General features: G+C 43.1%; 27 protein-coding genes. 11 read left to right on the top strand and 16 right to left on the bottom strand.

Annotated elements, in window-relative coordinates; translation table 11 throughout:
• Nucleotides 1-61 precede the first annotated feature (61 nt).
• The gene (locus B0182_RS02150; RefSeq protein ID WP_078273370.1) at nucleotides 62-424 is read left to right on the top strand and encodes a hypothetical protein; all 363 of its coding nucleotides are present in this window, start codon (nucleotides 62-64) and stop codon (nucleotides 422-424) included.
• Nucleotides 425-822: 398 nt separating this feature from the next.
• Here the strand turns inward: B0182_RS02150 and B0182_RS02140 are convergent, their stop codons facing one another.
• The 6 genes from B0182_RS02140 to B0182_RS02115 all read right to left on the bottom strand — a co-directional run bounded on the left by B0182_RS02140 (nucleotide 823) and on the right by B0182_RS02115 (nucleotide 4369).
• Nucleotides 823-1650 carry a Rossmann-fold NAD(P)-binding domain-containing protein gene (locus tag B0182_RS02140; protein ID WP_078273368.1) on the bottom strand — a complete coding sequence of 276 codons (828 nt, stop codon included), beginning with the start codon at nucleotides 1648-1650 and terminating at the stop codon, nucleotides 823-825.
• A complete protein-coding gene (locus tag B0182_RS02135; protein WP_078273367.1) occupies nucleotides 1647-2075 on the bottom strand; it encodes a DCC1-like thiol-disulfide oxidoreductase family protein in 429 nt (142 codons plus the stop codon). The genes B0182_RS02140 and B0182_RS02135 overlap by 4 nt, the downstream gene beginning before the upstream one ends.
• Nucleotides 2072-2971 (bottom strand): TIGR01777 family oxidoreductase, encoded by a 900-nt coding sequence (locus tag B0182_RS02130; protein ID WP_078273366.1) that lies wholly within the window; start codon nucleotides 2969-2971, stop codon nucleotides 2072-2074. Before B0182_RS02130 ends, B0182_RS02135 begins: the two co-directional genes overlap by 4 nt.
• A complete protein-coding gene (locus B0182_RS02125; protein ID WP_078273365.1) occupies nucleotides 2968-3420 on the bottom strand; it encodes a hypothetical protein in 453 nt (150 codons plus the stop codon). The genes B0182_RS02130 and B0182_RS02125 overlap by 4 nt, the downstream gene beginning before the upstream one ends.
• Nucleotides 3421-3428: 8 nt before the next feature.
• Nucleotides 3429-3908, bottom strand: a complete 480-nt coding sequence (locus B0182_RS02120; protein WP_078273364.1) for a DUF2269 family protein — start codon at nucleotides 3906-3908, stop codon at nucleotides 3429-3431.
• A 71-nt stretch (nucleotides 3909-3979) separates the two neighbouring features.
• Entirely contained in the window at nucleotides 3980-4369 is a 390-nt protein-coding gene (locus B0182_RS02115) for a DoxX-like family protein (protein ID WP_078273363.1), read from the bottom strand.
• Between the two features lie 255 nt (nucleotides 4370-4624).
• Between B0182_RS02115 and B0182_RS15075 the strand changes: the two genes are divergently transcribed.
• On the top strand, nucleotides 4625-4756 hold the full coding sequence (locus B0182_RS15075; protein WP_264676136.1) for a hypothetical protein: 132 nt from the start codon (nucleotides 4625-4627) through the stop codon (nucleotides 4754-4756).
• Here the strand turns inward: B0182_RS15075 and B0182_RS02110 are convergent.
• From B0182_RS02110 to B0182_RS02100, 3 genes are read right to left on the bottom strand one after another with little or no spacing between them, the layout of a single operon-like run.
• Entirely contained in the window at nucleotides 4753-5202 is a 450-nt protein-coding gene (locus tag B0182_RS02110; RefSeq protein WP_078273362.1) for a thiol-disulfide oxidoreductase DCC family protein, read from the bottom strand. The two genes, B0182_RS15075 and B0182_RS02110, sit on opposite strands and share 4 nt — an antisense overlap.
• 52 nt (nucleotides 5203-5254) lie before the next feature.
• Nucleotides 5255-5776, bottom strand: a complete 522-nt coding sequence (locus B0182_RS02105; protein ID WP_078273361.1) for a hypothetical protein — start codon at nucleotides 5774-5776, stop codon at nucleotides 5255-5257.
• 19 nt (nucleotides 5777-5795) lie between these two features.
• Nucleotides 5796-6314 (bottom strand): GbsR/MarR family transcriptional regulator, encoded by a 519-nt coding sequence (locus B0182_RS02100; protein WP_078273360.1) that lies wholly within the window; start codon nucleotides 6312-6314, stop codon nucleotides 5796-5798.
• 287 nt (nucleotides 6315-6601) lie between these two features.
• Here B0182_RS02100 and exaC point away from each other — a divergent pair, with 287 nt between their 5' ends.
• Nucleotides 6602-8116 carry an acetaldehyde dehydrogenase ExaC gene (gene exaC / locus B0182_RS02095; protein ID WP_078273359.1) on the top strand — a complete coding sequence of 505 codons (1515 nt, stop codon included), beginning with the start codon at nucleotides 6602-6604 and terminating at the stop codon, nucleotides 8114-8116.
• Nucleotides 8117-8177: 61 nt separating this feature from the next.
• Here the strand turns inward: exaC and B0182_RS02090 are convergent, their stop codons facing one another.
• From B0182_RS02090 to B0182_RS15300, 6 genes are all read right to left on the bottom strand, one after another.
• A complete protein-coding gene (locus tag B0182_RS02090) occupies nucleotides 8178-8663 on the bottom strand; it encodes a PIN domain-containing protein (protein WP_078273358.1) in 486 nt (161 codons plus the stop codon).
• Nucleotides 8664-8670: 7 nt separating this feature from the next.
• Complete coding sequence (locus tag B0182_RS02085) at nucleotides 8671-8991, bottom strand: hypothetical protein (protein WP_078273357.1); 321 nt, start codon at nucleotides 8989-8991, stop codon at nucleotides 8671-8673.
• Between the two features lie 83 nt (nucleotides 8992-9074).
• Nucleotides 9075-9686, bottom strand: coding sequence for a rhomboid family intramembrane serine protease (locus tag B0182_RS02080; protein WP_078273356.1), 612 nt, complete (start codon nucleotides 9684-9686; stop codon nucleotides 9075-9077).
• A 161-nt stretch (nucleotides 9687-9847) separates the two neighbouring features.
• Entirely contained in the window at nucleotides 9848-12073 is a 2226-nt protein-coding gene (locus B0182_RS02075) for an NADP-dependent isocitrate dehydrogenase (protein ID WP_078273355.1), read from the bottom strand.
• A gap of 186 nt (nucleotides 12074-12259) precedes the next feature.
• Entirely contained in the window at nucleotides 12260-12385 is a 126-nt protein-coding gene (locus B0182_RS14740) for a TfoX/Sxy family protein (protein ID WP_162860357.1), read from the bottom strand.
• Nucleotides 12386-12494: 109 nt separating this feature from the next.
• Entirely contained in the window at nucleotides 12495-12779 is a 285-nt protein-coding gene (locus B0182_RS15300) for a TfoX/Sxy family protein (RefSeq protein ID WP_143821642.1), read from the bottom strand.
• Nucleotides 12780-12878: 99 nt separating this feature from the next.
• On the opposite strand from B0182_RS15300, the gene B0182_RS02060 reads away from it, so the two are divergent.
• The 8 genes from B0182_RS02060 (at nucleotide 12879) to lpxK (ending at nucleotide 21426) form a co-directional block, all read left to right on the top strand.
• On the top strand, nucleotides 12879-14066 hold the full coding sequence (locus B0182_RS02060) for an acetate/propionate family kinase (RefSeq protein WP_078273352.1): 1188 nt from the start codon (nucleotides 12879-12881) through the stop codon (nucleotides 14064-14066).
• 102 nt (nucleotides 14067-14168) lie between these two features.
• On the top strand, nucleotides 14169-15629 hold the full coding sequence (gene pta / locus B0182_RS02055) for a phosphate acetyltransferase (protein WP_078273351.1): 1461 nt from the start codon (nucleotides 14169-14171) through the stop codon (nucleotides 15627-15629).
• 308 nt (nucleotides 15630-15937) lie between these two features.
• Nucleotides 15938-16216, top strand: coding sequence for a PspC domain-containing protein (locus B0182_RS02050; protein WP_078273350.1), 279 nt, complete (start codon nucleotides 15938-15940; stop codon nucleotides 16214-16216).
• A gap of 131 nt (nucleotides 16217-16347) precedes the next feature.
• Nucleotides 16348-17400 carry a ParB/RepB/Spo0J family partition protein gene (locus tag B0182_RS02045; RefSeq protein ID WP_078273380.1) on the top strand — a complete coding sequence of 351 codons (1053 nt, stop codon included), beginning with the start codon at nucleotides 16348-16350 and terminating at the stop codon, nucleotides 17398-17400.
• 22 nt (nucleotides 17401-17422) lie between these two features.
• A complete protein-coding gene (locus B0182_RS02040; protein ID WP_078273349.1) occupies nucleotides 17423-18085 on the top strand; it encodes a MotA/TolQ/ExbB proton channel family protein in 663 nt (220 codons plus the stop codon).
• Nucleotides 18086-18121: 36 nt separating this feature from the next.
• Nucleotides 18122-18553, top strand: a complete 432-nt coding sequence (locus B0182_RS02035) for an ExbD/TolR family protein (protein WP_078273348.1) — start codon at nucleotides 18122-18124, stop codon at nucleotides 18551-18553.
• 69 nt (nucleotides 18554-18622) lie between these two features.
• Nucleotides 18623-20401, top strand: a complete 1779-nt coding sequence (gene msbA / locus B0182_RS02030) for a lipid A export permease/ATP-binding protein MsbA (protein ID WP_211271623.1) — start codon at nucleotides 18623-18625, stop codon at nucleotides 20399-20401.
• Nucleotides 20398-21426, top strand: a complete 1029-nt coding sequence (gene lpxK, locus B0182_RS02025; RefSeq protein WP_078273346.1) for a tetraacyldisaccharide 4'-kinase — start codon at nucleotides 20398-20400, stop codon at nucleotides 21424-21426. Before msbA ends, lpxK begins: the two co-directional genes overlap by 4 nt.
• Before the next feature lie 34 nt (nucleotides 21427-21460).
• Here lpxK and B0182_RS02020 read toward each other — a convergent pair whose 3' ends face one another.
• Nucleotides 21461-21973 (bottom strand): WG repeat-containing protein, encoded by a 513-nt coding sequence (locus tag B0182_RS02020; RefSeq protein WP_158079597.1) that lies wholly within the window; start codon nucleotides 21971-21973, stop codon nucleotides 21461-21463.
• Nucleotides 21974-22225 lie beyond the last annotated feature (252 nt).

Here is a 22225-nt window from a genome sequence, read left to right as displayed (position 1 = left end):
AAATTATACCCCATTTTGGCGGATAAATGTAAAAAAATAGATGAAAAAAATTTGGCAAACCATGAAAAATTTTGTAGGGTTTGTTATTTTCCATGATTTTTTCACAATCATACAAAGAGCGAGTGATTATAATAATGCCAATTATCAACACAAAAGGCATACTATGACACAAAAATATGACATGACCGAGCTTTGGTCAAAATGGACGGTATTGGTATGGTTAAATGCTATTCTTGGATTGTTTCTTGGTGGTTTTTTAGAAATTAGGTTATGGACGTATAATATAGGTATCTTTTTTGGGGCGTTTTTCTTAACGGTGGTAACAGGTGGGATATTGTCCTTTGTGGGGGCGATATTAACGGCAGTGATTATGGCGATAATGATATTTGGCGATTATTTAAAAAATAATGGGGATAAAAGATGAATAATATTTGGTTAAAATGACAGGTCTGGTATGCTCCAATGCAATCGTTGGATTTTTATTCTTGGGGTCTTTTGGGGGTTATTTTAGTCATTGGGTAGAGACATTAAGTTTAATATTGGGCGTATTAGTATTTGTGCCTATTTATGTGATGATAGATAAATATGTCTTAGCACATTATCCGACATTTATTCTGATATTACATGATATGGTAATGGGTAGGATTTTATTACAATTTACCATTCTTATAGAATTTATGGTGGCGTTATCGGCGATAAAAATTTTAACGATAATAGCAGGGTTTTATTATATACCATATTTTAAGGGTTTTATGCTGATGTTTATGTCGGGATTATTGGTGTCTGTTTTTGTTTTAGGATTGTCGTGGATTATTTTTAAAATTAAAACCTAAAATCCTGATAATTGTGGGTATTTTTCCCTAATAATTTTATAAAATCATTTTCATCAACCACTTGGCTATTTTCTAATAATGTCAAATTATCCATAGAAAATAACGGATTTTTGTATATCAAATAAATCATTTGTAAAAATAATTTAGCAAAAAATAAAGGAATATTGATGATAAAAATAGGCTGTTTTTGATAAAAATTATTGGCTAGTATCTGTAAATAATATTTTAATAAAATGGGCGAGCCTACCATATTTATTATTCCATTTTTTTGAAAAGATAAAAGATGTAAAAACCCTAACGCCACATCATCAATATGAACAGGCTGTATGATAAAATGACCGCCATTTGGCAAAACCCAAATCGGTAGTTTGGCAAGTCTCAAAAACAGCTTGATGCTTGCTCCGCCTTGTCCAAACACCAAAGACGGACGAATGATCGTTACGCTAAAATCATCATCTGCCAATAACGCCTTATCGCCACGCCCCTTACTACCCACAAAGGCAATGGGCGAATACTTGTCCGCCCCGAGTGCTGAAAGATTGAGCCAATGTTTTATGCCATTTTGTTTGGCGATAGTGGCAAGGCAGGCAGGCGTGTGATGATGAATGTTTTCCATAAAGGCGGTATCATCACTCATCACACCAACAGCATTAATCACCACATCAATATCATCAAATAAATCAGGCGGTATGATTGGATAATTAAAATCAAGCGTTTTTGATGATAGGGTTTTGATATGATATAAGGGATTTTGGCTTAATAAATCATAAATCTTTTTGCCAATAAATCCTGTATGACCGAATAATAAAATATTCATGGTTTTTTATGTTGATTTAATCGCTCTTTTGGTGGTAACTGACAAATGCTATTATCACATTCATTGATGTCTTGCACATTGCCAAACAGTTTTATGATAAGCCATTTGGGAATTTTATATCGATATTTTGCAAATAAAGGATAGATAATGGCACTTAATGGCTTGATGATTGGCAAGAGAAGTAGTTTGTTAAATTTTGTGTCGGCGGTTTTGTGTAAAAGTCGCACTGCTTTTATGCCTGTGTGCATGACATTATTATCATCTAATATACATAAATAAGTCATGGCGGTTAATTCATCAATAACATGCTTTTGTAATTCTGACAATCCGTCTTTTATGGGAATGATGTGGATATAATCGCTCTTGATATGATAGGCTTCGGTGCGACAAATGGGGCAAGTGTCATCATAATACATTTTAATCATAATTTATTCTCCAAAAAATAAATATTTTTGTCTTGAAATTCAAATCCCATAGAGAGTAATTGATTGGAAAAAACTTTTTGTCCATCTATCAATAAAGTTGCCATTTCACCAAGCAATAATCTTAAAAACCAAGATGGCAAATGAAATAAAGTGGGTTTATTTAATAATTGCCCAATCGTTTTGGTAAAGTCGGCATTGGTTATCGGATTGGGGCTTGTCAGATTATAAAATTGGTGAATGGGCAAATCATCGCTTTTATTTTTGGCAATGATAAACAGCACAGCACGCACCCAATCAGACATACTGATAAAACTTAATATCTGTTTGCCATCGCCAAGCCGTCCGCCAAGCCCCATTTTAAAGGCAGGTAGTAGACGAGTCATTATACCACCTTTGGGGTCTAGTACCACGCCTGTGCGAATGATAGCGACTTTTGTGGCGGAAATATCAGTGGTGGATAGGGCAAGATTCTCCCAAGTTTGACAAAGCTCGCTGGCAAAATCTTGACAAATGGGCGATGAATTTTCATCAAAAGTCGCATTGTCCGACACGCCATAATAACCAATCGCCGACCCGCTTATCAATAATGATGTGGGATTGTTTGTGATAAAGTTTAATATCGCTAAAGTGGGGTTTATTCTACTATCAAAAAGCCGTCTTTTTTGTTTACTGCTCCACCGTTTATCAGCAATTCCTGCCCCTGCTAAATTGATGATGACATCAATGGATATTGATAAATTTTTTAGGGCATTATAATCAATCACTTTGACATTATTCAAAATTGTTATTCTATTAGGATTTTGGCTTACCCAAATAATATGATGACCTAAGTTTAATAATACTAGGGTTAATTGTCGTCCCAAAAAACCGCTACCGCCAGTAATTAAAATGTTCATAAATTTTCCTTATTTTCTATCACAGATTTCGGTAATACAAACCACCCAATAATGAACGCTGATAATGCTCCCAATAATCCCATGAAACCCATTAAGGTTAAAATATAATAAATATCTTGCAATAATAATTCTCCTGTAAAAAATATAAATAAGAATACATATATGGCAGATATCATAAATCCTATTAGTTTTATGCTGATAAAATGCCTAAAATTTTTATAAAGTTTAAATTTAGTAATCAAATATCCTGTGGCAGTTGCAGGAATAAACCCAACAAATATCCCGATAAAACCTATGAATAACACGGCATCAATATATGCTGGAATGACTTTAATGCCGTCTGGTTCGCCCACCAATGCAAATAAACCAATTATTACGCCACCCACCAGACCACTCAAGATAGCATAGGTGTATAGTATTTTGTTTGTGGGATAAGTTACCTGATTCATAATAACTCCTACATCGGCTTAAATACCATGAAAAACACAATCCCCAATACCGCCAAAAATGCAGGATAGCCTGCCAATTCCCATTTTTTGGCATAATTCCAATAGGATTGGGGTAGGGCGGTGTCGCCATTGTCGTGCGATTGTTTGGCGATGTCTCGCATTTTTAGTTGCCACACGACCACAGGAAGCCAGCACGCCCCCGAAAAGAAAAACAGCAAAAGACTTGCCCAAATCCAAGTGGCAGAAAATGGCATGCTTAGGGCGTTCATGAGCCACAGCCCCGAGAAAAACTGAAAAAACACCGCAGGGGTGGTAAACCAAAAATCCGCCCGACACACCCAATGGCTGACGACCGATTGGGCAGGGACACAGCCACTGCGATTGGTTACGAACAGATAAAATGCCGTGCCAAAGCCTGTGCCTAAAATTATCATGGCGGATAAGATATGCAAGGTTTTGATGAGTTGATATAGGGTAAAGTCGCTCATGGTTTTTCCTTAGTCTACCATAATTTCTGTAAAAACAGAAAAAATTTAATAAAAAAATAGTAAGGCGTGCCCTAACTTATTTTGGGTTTGTGATACTCATATAAAAATATCACAATTGCCAAACTGGGTAGGGTTTTTATCATACTGCCAAAGGGGTGTAACAATTGTTCTATCAGTAATGTTTTTGGCAAAAGCGTTAAAATCAATGTATTATAGCCAATGATGATAATGATTTGGGCAAGCCAAAGCAGATAATGCGTGCGGTATTTGGTCATGATAAGTAGGGCAAATAACACATCAATGCTACTGGCTCCGATAAATAACACATTACCAATCACGCCATAAAATCCCATACTTTGTAATAAATCAAGCGATGATGAATGATTAAAAACTATGGGAACGATACCGCTATATAGCCATAATAAGGCAAGGGCGTGATAGATATAATTGGGTATTTTCATAAAATGCCTTTATTTTTAATAGATGATGATTGTTAATGTGATAAAATTTTGCTATGATAAATCTTTCTAAAAGACAAACATAAGTCTAAAAATACCTACTTTGACAACCATTTACCCCCCCAAGATTTTGAGACTCTTGATAATGCCTTAACCGCCTTTCATTAAAAGGTCTATTATGATAAAGCAAGGCGTTGGTATAAAAAACGTTTGGGCTGTTATGAAAAACCGTCCGTTCTAAAACGCAAACGCCAAAAAATGAAACGTCTATTAAGCCAACGACAAACTTATAATGCCCGTGTTTGTGATAACCCATTACCCAATCTTTGGCTAAAAATAGAATTGGATAAAAGCCTAGCACGAGATGCCCTCAATGCCGTTGGGCGTTAAGGTTTTGGATAAATATAACAGTTGCCAGTATCGCATAAGCCATTGATTTTATTTAATTTTACATCATAAACCGCTCCATACCACCATTTTACCAAATAGGCAGGGATTAAATGACGGCGTTTGGCAAAATACGGATAGGCGATATTTAATAAGGCATAAATCACAGGCAGATCAAATAACCAAAACGCCCCCACGCCAAATAGTCGTATATTTGCCGTTTTATACAACACTCGCACCGCTTCCATGCCTTTGTACCAAGCTCCCCATTCGTCTTTGACGCACAGATGAGTCATGGCTTCTTGGTAGCTGATACCTGCTTGGGCAAGCTCGTCTTGACCGTCCGATACGCTGATGATGATAATATCGCCACCACTCAGATGCCATAAAGACATTGCTTCGCTACGGCATAGGGTGCAACTGCTGTCATAGAACATGGTGAGTTTCATGATATTTCCTTTTGAAATTTCTGTTAAAACAGAAATAATAATGCAAAAAAATTTAAAAGTTATTGGGTAATTTTGGCAAAAATAATTTACCACAAATCATCGCTGATATTCCGCCAATGATAGCCAATGGAAAAGATATAAGAAAAAAATCCCAAATTGTAATTTGCATATTCGGTTGTTGATTGCTAAAAACCACCATAAGTAAAGCAAAAATTGACGTTATTAAAAAACCAATGGCAAATATTTTGACATAATCTTTTTTATCAATAAAGATAAAATTTTTAAATGATAAATAAATACCTGTCAAAAAAGCAGGAATGCCACCCGCCCAAGCACCAAGAAAAGCAAATCCAAGTATATAAAATGGTAACTTTAAGAATAAACTTATTATGCCTTTATGACTTATGTGGTTTATTATTTGTTCATAGGTAGTTTCTATCATAAAACCAATGCAACAAAACATAATACCGCCAATCATACCGCCAAGCAATCCAAACCCAAAAATCACTTTTATTTTTGGATAAATAAAGCCATGTTGTTTGGCATAAGCTAAGATTTCTTTTTTGGTTGCCATGTCTATTGTTCGCTTATTTTTATTTCAAAAATTTTTGCACCGTTGCCCCAAGTTTTAGGATTTTATTGAGCGTATTTGTGGAGAGTTTTAGCATTTCATTTGCCCAAGTGGTGAGCGTATCCACAAAGCCGTGCGTGTCCTTAATGCGTTGTTTGACCCCTTCATTTTCGAGTTCAAATTCAGGCGTATTCATGAGTTCATCTAAAAACTGCACGGTAGGGGCAAGCTCTCTTTTGTAGCGTTCTTCTACGATAACCCGAGCCAGAGCCCATACATCAGTGTTAGTGGTAAAATAGTCTCGTCTGTCGCCTAATATGTGCGTGGTCTGCACAAGATTTAGGCTTTGCAGTTCCTTAATGCTGTTGGAGACGTTGGAGCGGGCGACCCCGAGCGTATCTACGATTTGTTCGGCGTTCATGGGCTTTGCTGTGATGAATAATAGGGCATGAATTTGGGCGACCGTGCGGTTTACGCCCCATTTACTGCCCATTTCGCCCCAATGCAGGACAAATTTTTCGGTGGTGGGGGAGAGTTTCATGGTGTTTTGCCTTGTTAGAATTTATGATTATTTTAGATATTTTTATAATTTCTGTCAATACTGAAATTTAGAAATTTAACAAAATCATTTTTACAATCAAACAACATTTCGCCCTTGCAATTTGGTCAATTTTAAGATAATTTACAACTGTACATATCGGCAATGCCAATAGCCTGGGCGGGTTTGTACTTAGGTAATTTGTACTTGAGTAAATTGGCAAGCCGATAGGTGCAAGTCGCAGGTTAATACACCTTGCTTTTCGTTTACCATGTTTATAAGGAAATTGTATGCGTTACGCCAATCCCAATACAGACGACTCAAAAGTCAACTTCAAATCCCAATATGAAAACTTCATCGGTGGCGAATGGGTTGCCCCTGTCAAAGGCGAGTATTTTGACGACATCTCGCCTGTGGACGGCAAAGCCTTTGCCAAAGTGCCAGACTCAACGAGCGAAGACATCGAGCTTGCCCTAGATGCCGCACACCTTGCCAAGGACGCTTGGGGTAAGACATCCCCCATGGAGCGAAGCAATATCTTATTAAAAATCGCCGACCGCCTAGAAGAGAACTTGGAGACGCTTGCCGTTGCCGAGACGTGGGAGAACGGCAAGCCTGTGCGTGAGACGTTGGCGGCGGACATTCCCCTTGCCATTGACCATTTTCGCTATTTTGCAGGGTGCATTAGAGCCCAAGAAGGCGGTATCAGCGAGATTGACCATGACACGGTGGCTTATCATTTTCATGAACCGTTGGGCGTGGTTGGGCAAATCATTCCTTGGAATTTCCCCATTCTTATGGCGGCATGGAAAATCGCCCCTGCACTGGCAGCAGGCAACTGTATCGTGCTAAAACCTGCCGAGCAAACGCCTGTGAGTATCCTTGTGCTTATTGAGCTCATCGAAGACATCTTGCCAAAAGGCGTGCTAAACATCGTCAATGGGGACGGCTTAAAGGTGGGTAAACCGCTTGCCACGAACCCACGCATTAGCAAAATCGCCTTTACAGGCTCGACCGAAGTCGGTCAATACATCATGCAATATGCGACCGAAAACATCATTCCTGTAACCTTGGAGCTAGGTGGTAAATCGCCCAACATATTCTTTGCCGATGTCATGGACAAAGATGATGAGTTTTTGGACAAAGCCCTAGAAGGCTTTGCCATGTTCGCCCTAAACCAAGGCGAAGTATGTACCTGTCCGTCTCGTGCGTTGGTGCATGAGAGTATCGCTGATGAGTTTATCAAGCGTGCCATTGAACGGGTTAAAAACATCAAAACAGGACATCCGCTTGATACCGAGACGATGATTGGGGCTCAGGCAAGTCAAGAACAGCAGGACAAAATCCTAAAATACATCGACATCGGTCAAAAAGAAGGGGCAGAGCTTTTGACAGGTGGCGGGGAGCGTAAAGAGAACGAATACGGTGGATTTTATATTGAGCCGACTGTCTTTAAAGGCACCAATGAAATGCAGGTGTTCCGTGATGAAATCTTTGGTCCTGTCTTGACGGTTACGACCTTTAAGGATTTTGATGAAGCCATGCAAATCGCCAATGACACCATGTACGGCTTGGGTGCGGGCGTGTGGTCTCGTTCTGGCACGACTGCCTACCGTGCAGGGCGTGCGATACAGGCAGGGCGTGTGTGGACAAACTGCTATCACATCTATCCTGCCCACGCTGCCTTTGGTGGCTACAAAAAATCAGGGATTGGGCGTGAAAACCACAAGATGATGTTAGAGCATTATCAGCAAACCAAGAATTTGCTTGTCAGCTATTCGCCTAAGGCAATGGGGTTTTTCTAAGTTTTTACTTAGTCTTTAAAGCCTTTAAACAAAAAACAGACAATGAAAAGTTGTCTGTTTTTTATTGAAAATGACGGTCTTGAATGTGATTGAAATTTATGGTTTTGATGCCGTGATTCACTCCAAAAGCATATAAAGGCAAATCTGCGGTAATCAAAACTGTGTGGGTATCCTTTGCTAGCTCAAAAATCGCACCATCGGTTAAGCCTAAATGAATAAAAGCAGGGCTTTTTATGATGTCTTTGGCGGATAAATATATTTTTTGTTTTTGGCTAATAAAATCCGCCAAATAAGCAAACAAAATCTGCCTGTGTTCGCCTTGCACCCAATCAATTAAATTAACTGTTTTAGCCAAAATATGGGGCGTGGTAATAATATCTTTAAATTGGCTGAGTAGGTCGTTTAATAAAATAAAATCATCGCTCGTATATTGACTTGTCTTTTTGTTTTTCTCAATATAGCCCACACCCAATTGACCAACCAATAAGACGGTCAATAAGTTGGTGTCTAATAACGCCACATGGGTGGAATTGGCATAAAAGTGCATGATGACTTTAAAGTGGTCTTATCATCATTGTGATAAGTTTGCCATCATGGGCGTTTATTTCAAAGATTTTGTATTCTTGAATCATTTCTAGTCGTTCGCCTTTTTCGGCATTGAGATTGGCAAAATAGTCCATGGCAAGATTGGTGCGATATCTGGCGTTACTCTCAATTTTGTGGCGTTTGGTATTATAACCCAAAGTAACTTTCCAGTTATCATGTTGGTCGTCAAAATGAATCTCTTCTAGACTTAAATCTTTGATGTCTTCATCAGCATACAGCTCTTTGGCGTAGAATTTGGCTTTTTTGACAGCTTCTTGCATATTTAACATGGTGCAACCCTTGATTGAAATCAGGTTATTGTAGTGAATTTGATGGATTTTGACAAAACTGTTTTGTGATGGGTGTTTTTAAATCACCTTAAAAAAGCAGGGCTTAACAAAGCGTTGATAAAATGTATCACAATGGCAGGTTTGATGATGATGGTGGCAATCACGCCAAATGCCGCTCCTGATAGGTGAGCAAGATGGTTAATCCGTCCTGTACCACGTCTGTCCGCCCAAATGCTATAACTGATGTAGCCAATGGCAAAAATAATCGCAGGAATGGGGATAAAGAATAGGTAAATGGTCTGCCATGGTGCTAGCAGAATAAAGGCAAATAACACCGCTGATACACCGCCTGACGCCCCAAGACTGGCAAAGCGTGGGTTGTTCTTGTGGCGGATGTAGTCAGGAATGCTAGAAGCGATGATGGCAAGGGTATAAAAGCCCACAAAGCCTAACACTCCTAGCTCATGAATATAAAACCGCTCCATGGTTCGCCCAAAAAAGTATAGCGTAATCATGTTAAACAGCAGGTGCATGCCGTCTCCATGTACAAAGCCACTGGTCAAAAAACGGTCGTATTGCTTATGGCGAGTGATGGAGATGGGGTCGAAGATGAGCCTACCAAGAAACGTTTTGTTTTGCCATGCCATAAGGCTGACAGCGACAGTAATAATAATGATGACAGTGGTGTGATTCATGATAAATAACGGTAAATGATGATAAGTGGTAATAAGTTAAATGATGGTCAGTATATCAAATTTGTACAGGGGTGCAACCATCATTACAATTTGCAACAAATAAAAATGCCATCCTAGGACGGCATTTTATCATCTTTAACATCACGCTTTTGATAGGCTTATTAGCCCAATTTGGCGATGATGTCGTTAAAGGTAGCACTTGGACGCATGGCTTTGTCAAGCAAATCACGGTTGGCAAAATAGTAGCCTTCGGTCTCAACGGCCTCGCCTTGTACGCCATTTAGCTCGCTCACGATGGTTTCTTCTTGCTCGTTCAATGCTTTGGCAATGGGAGCGAACTCATCGGCTAGGGCTTTGTCGTCTGTTTGTTCAGACAAGGCTTCTGCCCAATATTTGGCAAGGTAGAAGTGGCTTCCACGGTTGTCGATAGAGCCCAGTTTACGCTGTGGCGACTTATCGTTCATCAGCAGCTCTTCGGTGGCTTTGTCTAGGGCATCGGCTAGGATTTGGGCTTTTTGGTTGTTTGTTTTTTGAGCTAGGTGTTCAAGCGATACCGCCAATGCCAAGAACTCGCCCAAGCTGTCCCAACGCAGGTAGTTTTCTTTATTAAACTGCTGAACGTGTTTCGGTGCGCTGCCGCCCGCCCCAGTCTCAAACATACCGCCGCCATTCATGAGTGGCACGATAGAGAGCATTTTGGCAGATGTACCCAGCTCCATGATGGGGAATAGGTCGGTTAGGTAGTCACGCATGACGTTACCAGTTACGCTGATGGTGTCTTTGCCAGCCACTAGGCGTTCTAGGGTGAAGTTAGCAGCGGCGACAAGTGGTAGAATGTGAACTTCTAGACCGTCAGTGTCAAGCTCGGCAAGATAAGCATTGACTTTTTTGATGACCTCGGCACTGTGAGCACGTTTTTCGTTAAGCCAAAAGACCGCAGGCGTGTTAGACAGTCTGGCACGATTGACCGCCAAAGCAACCCAGTCCTTGACGGGGGCGTCTTTGGTTTGGCAAGCACGCCAAATGTCGCCTGCTTCAACGTCATGAGACAGTAGGACATTGCCGTCTTGGTCTTTGACTTCAACTTTACCGTCTGATTCAATCTCAAAAGTCTTATCATGTGAGCCGTATTCTTCGGCTTTTTGAGCCATCAGACCCACGTTTGGCACAGTACCCATCGTGGTTGGGTCAAAGGCACCATGTTCTTTACAGAACTCAACCACAGCTTCATATAGAGGGGCATAAGTGCTGTCAGGAATGATGATTTTGGTGTCTTGCAGTTCACCATTCTTGTTCCACATCTTGCCAGAGCTACGCACCATGGCAGGGATAGAAGCATCAATGATGATGTCACTTGGAACGTGCAGGTTGGTGATGCCTTTGTCAGAATCAACCATTGCCACATCAGGGTTGTTGGCGTAGGTCTCATCGATGAGTTTCTCAACATCGGCTTTGACCGCAGGGTCAAGGTTGTCAAGCTTGGCAAGCAAATCACCAAAACCGTTATTGACATTCACGCCAGCATTTTCTAGCTCTTTGCCGTATTTGTCAAAGACAGGTTTAAAGAATGACTTGACCGCATGACCAAAGATGATGGGGTCGGACACTTTCATCATCGTGGCTTTCATGTGCAGGCTGTATAGTACGCCTTTTTCTTTGGCGTCAGCGACTTGTTCGTCTAGGAACTTGACCAATGCTTTTTTGTTTAGCACGGTGGCGTCCAAAATTTCGCCAGCAAGTAGCGGTAGGGGTTTACGCAATTCTTTGCTGTTGCCGTCTTTGTCAGTAAAGACGATGTGAACGGTGGTGGCTTTGTCAAGAGTGATGGCTTTTTCGTTGTGGAAAAAGTCGTTATCGCTCATGGTGGAGACGTGCGTTTTGCTGTCGGCTGACCATTCACCCATTGAGTGCGGAAATTTTTTGGCGAAGTTTTTCACCGCTTTGGGGGCACGGCGGTCAGAGTTACCTTCACGAAGTACAGGGTTTACCGCTGAGCCTTTGACACGGTCATAACGGGCTTGGATGTCACGTTCTTTGTCGTCTTGGGGTTCGGCAGGATAGTCAGGCACCGCATAGCCGTCATCTTGTAGCTCTTTGATGGTTGCTAAAAGCTGTGGCATGGACGCTGAGATGTTAGGCAATTTGATGACGTTAGCGTCAGGCTTGGTGACGAGTTCGCCCAATTTGGCTAGGCTGTCTTCACGTTGTTGTTCAGGTTTTAGATATTCTGGGAATTGAGATAGGACACGGCTTGCCAAAGAGATGTCGCTGGTGGTGATGTCAATGCCTGAGCTTTTGGTAAAGGCTTGGATAATCGGCAGTAAAGAGTGCGTGGCAAGAGCAGGGGCTTCATCGGTATAGGTATAAACAATGGTCGGTTTTGACATAAAAACTCCGAGTTTGGTGATTGTAAATGCAAGTTCGCTTTGCAGGGGAATATGTTGTTTTGGGTATGACAGCCGTTCACAGATAACCCAAAATTAGTGCCTATTATGCCATATTTTTGCCAATTTTCCTAACTTTTTTTGTGAAATAAGTCAAGTATTATTTTTAAATAAAATACCAAACATAAGTCATTTTTGATGATTGTGGGCGTGCATTTGACTTTGTGGCTCATCCCCTCCCATCCCCAACCCTGCCCAACGGCACAGCTCATCAGTATCATCTAAGGCAAATTCAGGAAGCTGATAATAGCCCAATTCGACTTGTTTTTTAACGCCTGCTCGGCTTGTCCAATAGGTAAATTTTTCACACCCTTCATCAATAGACTTCTTTCCAAGCCCTGATTTTTATAGATTTTTAAAAACTTCAAACCCAGTGTTTATAAGGGTTTATTTTTAGTTTGCAAAGAAATTTAATAAAGACTTGGCGGTTGTCATCACCGGCTTTTAGATAAAGCGTGTCATCAGCGACAATGCCAAACATTTTGCCACGTTTAAAAAGGCAACCTACCTCAAACATTCGCTTGACGGTGATGGGGGCGGGGCTAATTGGTCTAAGATAAAAGCGGTAAATTCGCTGTATGCGGTCATGATGTGTGATAAATATGATAAAAACGTGTCTTACTCTAAACCAAAGCTGACCACTTTGCAATGCGTGAATGTATGGCGTTTTGGCAAATCATGCTTTTGTCAAAGCCCATTTTGTGTTATAATCATCGCTGTATCTTTTTCATTCCAATAAGGAAAGCTTATGTCTCTAACCAATCCCACCTTAGTGCTAAACTGTGGCTCATCATCCATCAAATACGCCCTTATCAGCGAAGATGGTAACACTCGCATTGAGGGCCTTGCCGAAGCGTTGGGCAATCCTGATGCCCGTATCAAGCACAAAAACCTAGACGGCTCAAAAGTAGAAATCAATATCCCAAATTCAGGGGCTCATACCGAAGCCTTGCAAATCATCCTAGGTGAGCTTATTGCCGAGCATAAGCCTGTGGCGGTGGGTCATCGTGTGGTACACGGTGGCGACAAATTCAAATCAGCAACTGTCATTACCCCAGAAGTGCTAGCAACCATCGAAGAGCTGGCAAGCCTTGCTCCACTTCACAATCCTGCGAATGCGTCTGGCATTAAGGCGATTAACGCCATTTATCCTGACCTGCCCCAAGTGGCGATTTTTGACACGGCATTCCACCAAACCATGCCTGCACACGCTTACCGCTACGCCATTCCAAAAGAGCTGTACACCGAACACCAAATCCGTCGTTATGGCTTTCATGGTACATCGCACAACTACGTCTCAAACCGTGCCAACACGCTAAGCGGTCAAGATGGCAAGACAGGTTGGCTTGTGGCTCACCTAGGCAACGGCTGTTCGGCAACAGCAGTATATGACGGTCAAAGTCTAGATACATCTATGGGTCTGACCCCGCTCGAAGGCCTGATGATGGGTACTCGCTCAGGCGACATTGACCCAAGCATTCACTTGCATTTGCACCGCACTTTGGGTCTGTCTATCCAAGAGATTGATACTTTGCTTAACAAAAAGAGCGGTCTGTTGGGCGTGTCGGGCGTGTCTAACGACATGCGTAACCTAGAACAAGCCGACAAAGAGGGTAATGCTGATGCCACGCTCGCCCTTGATATGTTTGCTTACCGTGTTGCCAAATACTTGCTTAGCTTGACCGCAGGTTTGCCAGTATTGACGGGCATTGCCTTTACAGGCGGTGTGGGCGAGAATGGTGCGGACATGCGTGCTAAGATTGTGAGCCACTTAAAGCATTTGGGCGTGCAAATTGACACCGCCAAAAATGCCGAGCTGTTCCGTGGGGCAGAGGGTAGCTTCCATGCTGAAGGTTCTGCTGTTGAGCTATGGGTTATCCCAACAGACGAAGAATTCCAAATCGCCAGCGAATCTCGTACGGTACTAGGATTGTAAGTAAAAAGAAAAGCTGGGCTAAGGTCTGGCTTTTCTTAAAATAACCATTGTTAAAAAGTGGTAAATTTAAAAATCTTACTAATAAATCGATAAAGGTAACTTATGAAAACATTATTACTCATCCCCACCACCAGCCAAATCAACATGCAAACGTTGGCTCAAAATGTTGCAAGCCTAGTCGGTGGCGAGATTGTCGCCATTCCAAGCCATGATGAGTTGGTCAGTGCCATTAGCGACAACAACCTTGATGACCTACTAGAAACCGTCATCGCCAAACAATCCGCCCCCGTGAGTGTGGTGGTGGGCGTACTTGCCGATGAAAGCCGTCCTTATGCCAACCGCGTGAACCGTGAGCTGGGGACAGGTTTTGATGCGGACGTGATTTTGGTGGGCGATAATGACGTGCGTCTGCCTGTGTTTGCGTCTGTGTTTGGCGGTATCAAAGGCGAGCGTATTTGGGGCGTGATTGGCACAGCCGAACTGTCTGGCAAAGTGCAAGTGGTGGCACGCACCGACAAAGATGGTCATCTGTCTGAGATTGACGGTGGGGCATTTGAAAGTTACAAAACGTCTGAGCGTACACAAAAGCTGTCGCCCTATGCGTTTCGTAACCAAGTGGTTCGCCTTGCCCAAAACGCCAAAAAACGTGTCGTTCTACCCGAAGGCGATGAGCCACGCACCATTGAAGCGGCGGCGATTTGCCAAAGTCGTGGCATTGCCCAATGCGTGCTGTTGGGCGACCCTGCCAAAATCCGTGCGGTGGCGGACGAGCGTGGCGTAACCTTGCCCGATGATATTGAAATCATCGAGCCGTCCACTATCATTGAAAAATATGTCGCCTCTATGGTAGAACGCCGTAAGGGTAAACTGGACGAAGCAGGAGCAAGAGAGGCTCTACAAGACACCGTGTATCTTGGTACGATGATGCTACAAGTGGGCGATGTGGACGGCTTAGTGTCAGGTGCGGTACACACGACAGCCGACACCATTCGCCCAGCGTTCCAGCTTATCAAAACCGCCCCAGAGTATAGCCTAGTATCTAGCGTGTTCTTTATGCTACTGCCCGAGCAAGTGGTCGTCTATGGCGACTGTGCGGTAAACCCCAACCCAACCGCCGAGCAACTTGCTGAGATTGCCATCCAGTCCGCCGAGTCTGCCAAAGCGTTTGGCATTGACCCCAAAGTTGCCTTGATTAGCTACTCTACCATGAATTCAGGTTCAGGCCCTGATGTGGATACGGTCAAAGGTGCGTTAGAGATTGTCCGTGAAAAAGCCCCCGAGCTAAAAGTGGACGGTCCCCTACAGTTTGACGCAGCGTCTGTGCCAAGCGTGGGCAAACAAAAAGCCCCAAATTCAGCCGTGGCAGGCGAAGCCAACGTGTTTATTTTCCCTGATTTGAACACAGGTAACACCACTTATAAAGCCGTACAACGTACCGCAGGCGTGATTAGTGTGGGTCCTATGCTACAAGGTCTAAACAAGCCTGTAAATGACCTCTCTCGTGGTTGTTTGGTGGATGACATTGTTTATACCATTGCCTTGACGGCGATTCAAGCGGTGTAAATTTGTCATATTTACAATAAATAGGGCGTGCCTGCCTTTGGTATTTGCAATGAAAAACAAGATTTAGCCATTTTTCATGCAAAAATTGATTTAAAATGTAAAATTTTTATCTTATTTTTACAAAAATGTTATCAATGGTAGGCACGCCCTAATAAGAGCGGGTTTTTCCGCTCTTTTATTTTATCAATGTAAAGTTTTGAAAAAGGGCATTGTATTTACCCAAAAAAGTATTATTAAAAAAGTGTTATGTTTAAATTGTTTTAATGCAAATTTTAATTTATACAAACTTTAAAAGGTAAAGATAGCCCATGACCCATCATATCAGCCCTGACCATGCTAGACTTACACGCACTAAACCCAAACTTATCCGCTTACACCGTTCAAAACGTCATCGCCTGATGGCAGGGGTGTTTGGCGGTATTGCTGAATACATGAGGTGGTCGCCTGCGGTGCTACGATGGCTGTTTGTGCTGTCTATTCCACTGACGGCAACGGTGACGTTGTTTGGTGGGATTTTGTTTTATCTTATCATGTGGCTCATCATGCCCGAAGCGAGCGATGAGTCTTATATTTATGAGTCATATTGATTTTGAATTTACCCCTTACCCAAAGACAACTTTGGGTATTTTTACGACAAAAAGCATACTTAGCCTTTAACATGAGATGTTATTTGTGGTAAAATACCCTGCTATTTTCTGTAACACTGGTGTAAATGGGCATGACAAAAAAGCGTGGGCTTGGCACGAAACGTGGCTTAGAAGCCTTAATGGGCAACATTAAACGAGAAAGAGATTTGACCGCAGAAGCCATCATGCCGACAGCGGAATCTGCCCCTGCCCCAAAGTCAGCCAGCCCCAAAAAAACTGGCACAAAAGCCAATGCCGACAAAAGCACCGCCCAAGTAGCCAGCAAATCTGCCAAGACTACCCAGTCTGAGCCCACCCAAGATAGTGAACAGGTCACGCTCATTCAAATCGACCCTGCCAGATTGCAATCAGGTAAATATCAGCCCAGACGAGACATTAAAGAAGAAGCCTTGCAGGAGCTTGCCGAATCGGTACGTCAGCATGGGGTCATGCAACCCATCGTTATCCGTCCTTTGTTAGATGGTGAGAGTAAGGCGGATGGCATTACCCATGAGATTATCGCAGGTGAGCGACGTTGGCGAGCCGCCAAACTGGCAGGGCTTATCACCATTCCTGCCATCGAGCGTGTGCTGTCTGATGAAGTGGCGATTGCCTTGGCACTCATTGAGAACATCCAGCGTGAAGACTTGACGGTGTTAGAGCAGGCGGCGGCGTTGGAGCGGTTTCATACCGAGTTTGGCATGAGTCATGCGATGATTGCCGATGTTGTAGGTAAGGCACGCACGACCGTATCCAACCTGCTACGCCTTAACGCCTTGCATGATGAAGTCAAAGCGTTTATGATGGATAACCTGCTTGACATGGGTCATGCTCGCACTTTGTTGTCTTTGTCCAAAGACCAACAGCCCATCATCGCCAAAAAAATCATTCATGCGGACATGACGGTGCGTGAAGCAGAAAAACTGGTCAAGTCTATCTTGCACCCCGAGCCAAAGGCAGTCTTAGTCAATAGTCGTGAAGTCATCGCCCTAAACCAGAAGCTCTCGGACGCATTGGGGGCGACGGTCAAGCTAAAACAAGGCAAAGATGGCAAGGGTAGTGTGGAGATATTTTTTCATAGCCATGATGAGCTAAGTGGGCTGATGGCACAGCTTGGCGTGGCAAAGTCTCGATGTTTTAATTAATAATTGTGTAACGGTGTAAATTATGTGGGAGCTTGTCAAAGCGGGCGGTTGGCTGATGTTGCCAATCATCGTGTGTTCTATTGTGGCACTGGTCATTATCATCGAGCGTGGCAAAGTGTTACGCATGGGTTTGCTTGCTCCGAGCGGACTTAGAGAACAGCTGATTAGCCAGTTACGCACCAAAGGTGATATCAATAAAAACACTTTGCTTACCATCAAAGGCGAGTCACCATTGGGCGATATTTTGGCAACGGGACTCTTGTATCGCCAGTATGGACTGGACAGTATGACCATGCACATGCAAAACCGTGCGAGTGTACAGATTCATACCTTAGAGAAGAACATTAACATGCTCGGTACGATTGGGGCGATTGCACCGCTTTTAGGTTTGTTAGGGACAGTACTGGGTATCATCATCTCATTTTTGGCAGTAACAGACGGCTCCATGCAAGACCCTGCCATGCTCGCAGGGGGTGTCTCTCAGGCTTTGATTACGACCGCAGGCGGTATGTTTGTCGCCATTCCTGCTCTGATGGCGTATCGTTATTTTCAAAGACGTATTGTGGATATTAATGCCAAATTTGAAAGCGAAGCGGGGCTACTCATCCAAGAGATGTATGATTATGGGCTGATGAAAGATGGTTCGCAAAAAGAGCCAATCCTAGCCAGCGAGCCTGTCGCCTAGCCCCAACACCAATAGCAGTCATAGCCGAGTATCGCCATGAGATTTCGTAAACCAACCGTTGAGCCTTTAGAAATCAATCTGACCCCCATGATTGATTGCTTGCTGTTTTTGATTGTATTTTTGCTGATGGCGACGACCTTTAATCATTTTAGTCGCATTAACATCGTCCTGCCCGAAGCCGAAGGCGTGGCAGTGACCAACGAAGGCAAACAGATAGAAGTGGCGGTACAAAAAGACGGTACTTATTTGGTTAATGGGCTTGCCTTAGGGTCTAGTACCGAAGCTGAGCTCATTAACATGCTCCAAAAAGAAGCGGGCAGTAACCGCAAACAACTGTTTGTCATCGCAGCCGATGCCGAAGCATCACACCAAGCGGTGGTGCGTGTCATGGATGTGGCAGGTAAAATGGGCTTTTTAAACCTAAACATCAGCACCGTCGTGCCAGCGCCACAAAGCAGTAGTAAGTAATCGCACGATTTATGCGGTGCGATGTGGCATTTTGTGTTAAAATGCCACAAAACTTTTCTTTTAAAAATCATGTCAAAACCTACCCCCCAAACCAACTTTGACCCCAATAATAAATTGGCGGTCTTTTTGCGTCTGATGTCCTACCTAAAACCTTACTGGTGGGCGGCGATTTTTATGGCGATTGGCATGGTGTTAAGTGCAGGCTCTGAGGTTGCCAGTGCCAAGCTCTTTGAGTTTATTATTGATGCCATTAACAATAATGATGAAAAAGGCAAATTTTGGTTTCCGTTTTTGGTAATTGCTCTGTTTTTCTTTCGGGGGGTTGGGGCGTTTTTGGGGGGATATTATTCGGCGTATATTTCTCGTAATCTTGTCTATCATTTGCGTGTGGCGGTGTTTGAAAAGCTGTTACGTTTGCCGTCTGATTTTTATCTAAAAAACCCTGCCGGCACCATTTCATCCAAACTTATCTTTGATGTGGAGCAAGTTACCGCAGGCAGTAACGAGGCGATTACCACGCTACTAAAAGAAGGTTTGACGGTCATTGCGTTGTTTGGTTATCTGTTTTATAGCAACTGGCGACTTACGCTTGTTTTGATGATAGTCGTGCCACCGATTTTTTGGATTATCAAAAAGGTCTCCAAAAAATTTGCCATGCTCTCGACAGGCATCCAAGAGAGCATGAGTGCGGTAAGCCATATCACCAATGAAGCGGTGGCGGGCTATCAAGTCGTCAAAAACTACGGCGGACAGACATATGAAGCCGATAGATTTAACAAAGCAAGTCTGGACAACCTACAAAAAGGCATGAAAATCACCGTGCTTGCCGCCATTAATTCGCCACTCATTCAGCTACTCATGGCGACAGGGATGTGTTTTGTGGTGTGGTTGTCGCTACGTCCTGAAGTGCTTGGGGGCATGACGGCAGGGCAGTTTGCATCTTTTCTTATCGCCGCAGGATTGCTTGCCCGTCCCGTCAAAGCCTTGACCGATGTCAATCAAAAGTTGCAACGAGGCTTGGCAGGGGGTGCGTCTGTGTTTAAACTGTTGGACACGCTCGAGGAGCGTGATACAGGCACGCTAACCCCTGTCATTCATGGTAATATCCGTTTTAATGATGTGAGCTTGACTTATGAGAGTGGCCTGCAAGCGATAAAGGGCTTTAACCTTGACATCAAGGCAGGCGAGACGGTGGCGGTGGTCGGGCGGTCAGGCTCAGGCAAGACCACGCTGGTGAACTTGCTTACTCGTTCACTCACGCCGACATCGGGACAGATATTGATAGATGGCACGCCCATTGATGACATTAAATTATCGTCTTTGCGTGAGCAGATTGCCATGGTCAATCAGCAAGTTACACTATTTTTGGATACGGTCGCTCATAACATCGCCTATGGGGCATTATCCGCCAAATCCCGTGATGACATCATACAAGCAAGCAAATCGGCCTATGCTCATGATTTTATTATGGATTTGCCAGATGGCTATGACAGTTTTATCGGGTCGGACGGCTTGCAACTGTCAGGCGGACAACGCCAACGACTCTCCATCGCACGGGCGTTATTAAAAGATGCACCGATTTTGATATTGGACGAAGCCACATCCGCCCTAGACAACGAAAGTGAATATTATATCCAAAAGGCATTAGAGTCCGTCATGCACGGTCGTACCACGCTTGTCATCGCTCATCGCTTATCCACCATCGCCAATGCCGACCGTATCATCGTCATGGATAAAGGGCAAATCGTGGAAATGGGCACGCATGACGAGCTGTTTGCCAAAGGCGGTATGTATCGCACCATGTACGAGCGTACCTTTGATGAGCAAAGCGAACAGGGCAAGGCATGAAAAACTTAGAACTTCTCATCACAAAGGCATGGCAGGACAACTCCCCCATGCTTGCCACGCTCGCCCCGTTGTCCGCTCTGTATGGCGTGGTGGGTCGTGTGCGTAAGTCCTTGTATGATAATGATAAACTTGCCAAATACCACGCCCCCATTCCTGTGATGGTGGTGGGCAATATCACGGTGGGCGGTAGTGGCAAAACACCGCTTATCATTGCCCTTGTCAAATATGTACAAGACAAAGGCGTAAACGTGGGCGTGATAAGTCGGGGCTATGGACGGGCGGACAGTCGCCCTGCGTTGGTTCGTGAAGGTAGTACCCCCAAAGAAGTCGGCGATGAGCCGTGCCTTATCGTCCAAAATACAAACGTGCCAATGGCGGTGGGGGCAAATCGTGGGCAAGTCATTGATTTATTGATGCAAAATTATCCAACTCTACAACTCATCATCAGTGATGACGGACTACAACACTACGCCCTACACCGAGATGTAGAATGGATAGTCGTGGACGGGGTGCGTGGCTTTGGTAATGAGAAACTCTTTCCGCAAGGCTTTTTGCGTGAGCCGATAGACCGCCTAAATGGGGCGACTGTGATTTATCATGATAGCCGAGCCGAGAAATATGATAATAATGCCCTTTTAATGCACTTAGCCCCAAACAATCCCATGCCACTTTTGGGAAATGACAAATCGGTAAATGATAAAACTTTACCACCCCAAAAGGTCTATGCGGTAAGCGGTATTGGCTATCCTGCTCGCTTTTTTAAAACGTTAAATGAGCTTGGTTTTGACGTGGTGGAGCGTGTTTTTGGCGATCATCATGATTTTACTCTTGATGATTTGGCGGATTTGACCGATTTGCCAATCATCACAACCAGTAAAGATGCGGTTAAATTGCGTGAACTTGCCAAATGCTCGCCCCATGCGATTTTTGACAATGTATGGGTTTTGCCTGTACAGGCGGTGTTGTCTGATGGGGTGTATGGGGAGATGGATAAGGTGCTTAGGGAGCTTAGGATTGGGGATTAAAAAGGCAGGATTTACCTGCCTTTTGTGATTGAAATTATTGAATGTGTTTGCCTGTTTTGTCGATGTAAAATGTTTCGTCATCTAATTTAACCTTAGCCTGATTATTTTTAAAACTGTGAGTGTCATCATATTGAGTGGAAATAACTATTGTGCCTGTTCTATCAATAAATCCATACTTACCGTTCTGTTCAATTACCGCTAAACCTTCACGAAAACTATAAGCACTGTCGTATTGAGCAGGCATTGCTAATTTGCCCATTTTATCAATAAATCCATATTTACCATTTTGTTCAATTGGTGCTAAACCTTCACTAAAAGTATAAACATCGTCATATTGAATGGGAATGACCACCTTGCCTGTTTTATCAATAAAACCCCATTTATTAGCCTGTTTGATTGGTGCTAAACCCTCGCTAAAACCGTAAATATCATCATATTGAGCAGGAATAATTATTGTGCCAGTTTTATCAATAAACCCATATTTACCGTTTTGCTTAACCCATGCCAAGCCCTCATTTAGGCAACTCACATCATCATAACCACTCACCTGTGGTCTTTCGCACGCCCATGCCGATAAGCCAAAAATAGCAACATAGATTAGGGTGGTGCTTAGGGAGAGTTTGGAAAGTTTGTTTTTAAATGATGTCATGACAGTTTTCATTGTAAGGAATTATCACTGATTATAGCGAAATTATCTGGTATGGTTAAGATTTTTTGTAGGGTAATTTGGGTGCCGTTGTGCTTTTCGTTTGGTTGATTTTGCTTTATAATGGGTCTTTTATCGCAACACAAAAAACTT

It is taken from the genome of Moraxella bovis, from assembly GCF_002014975.1.
GTDB classification, from domain to species: Bacteria; Pseudomonadota; Gammaproteobacteria; order Pseudomonadales; family Moraxellaceae; genus Moraxella; species Moraxella bovis.
This window is presented reverse-complemented; position numbering and strand designations above follow the sequence as displayed.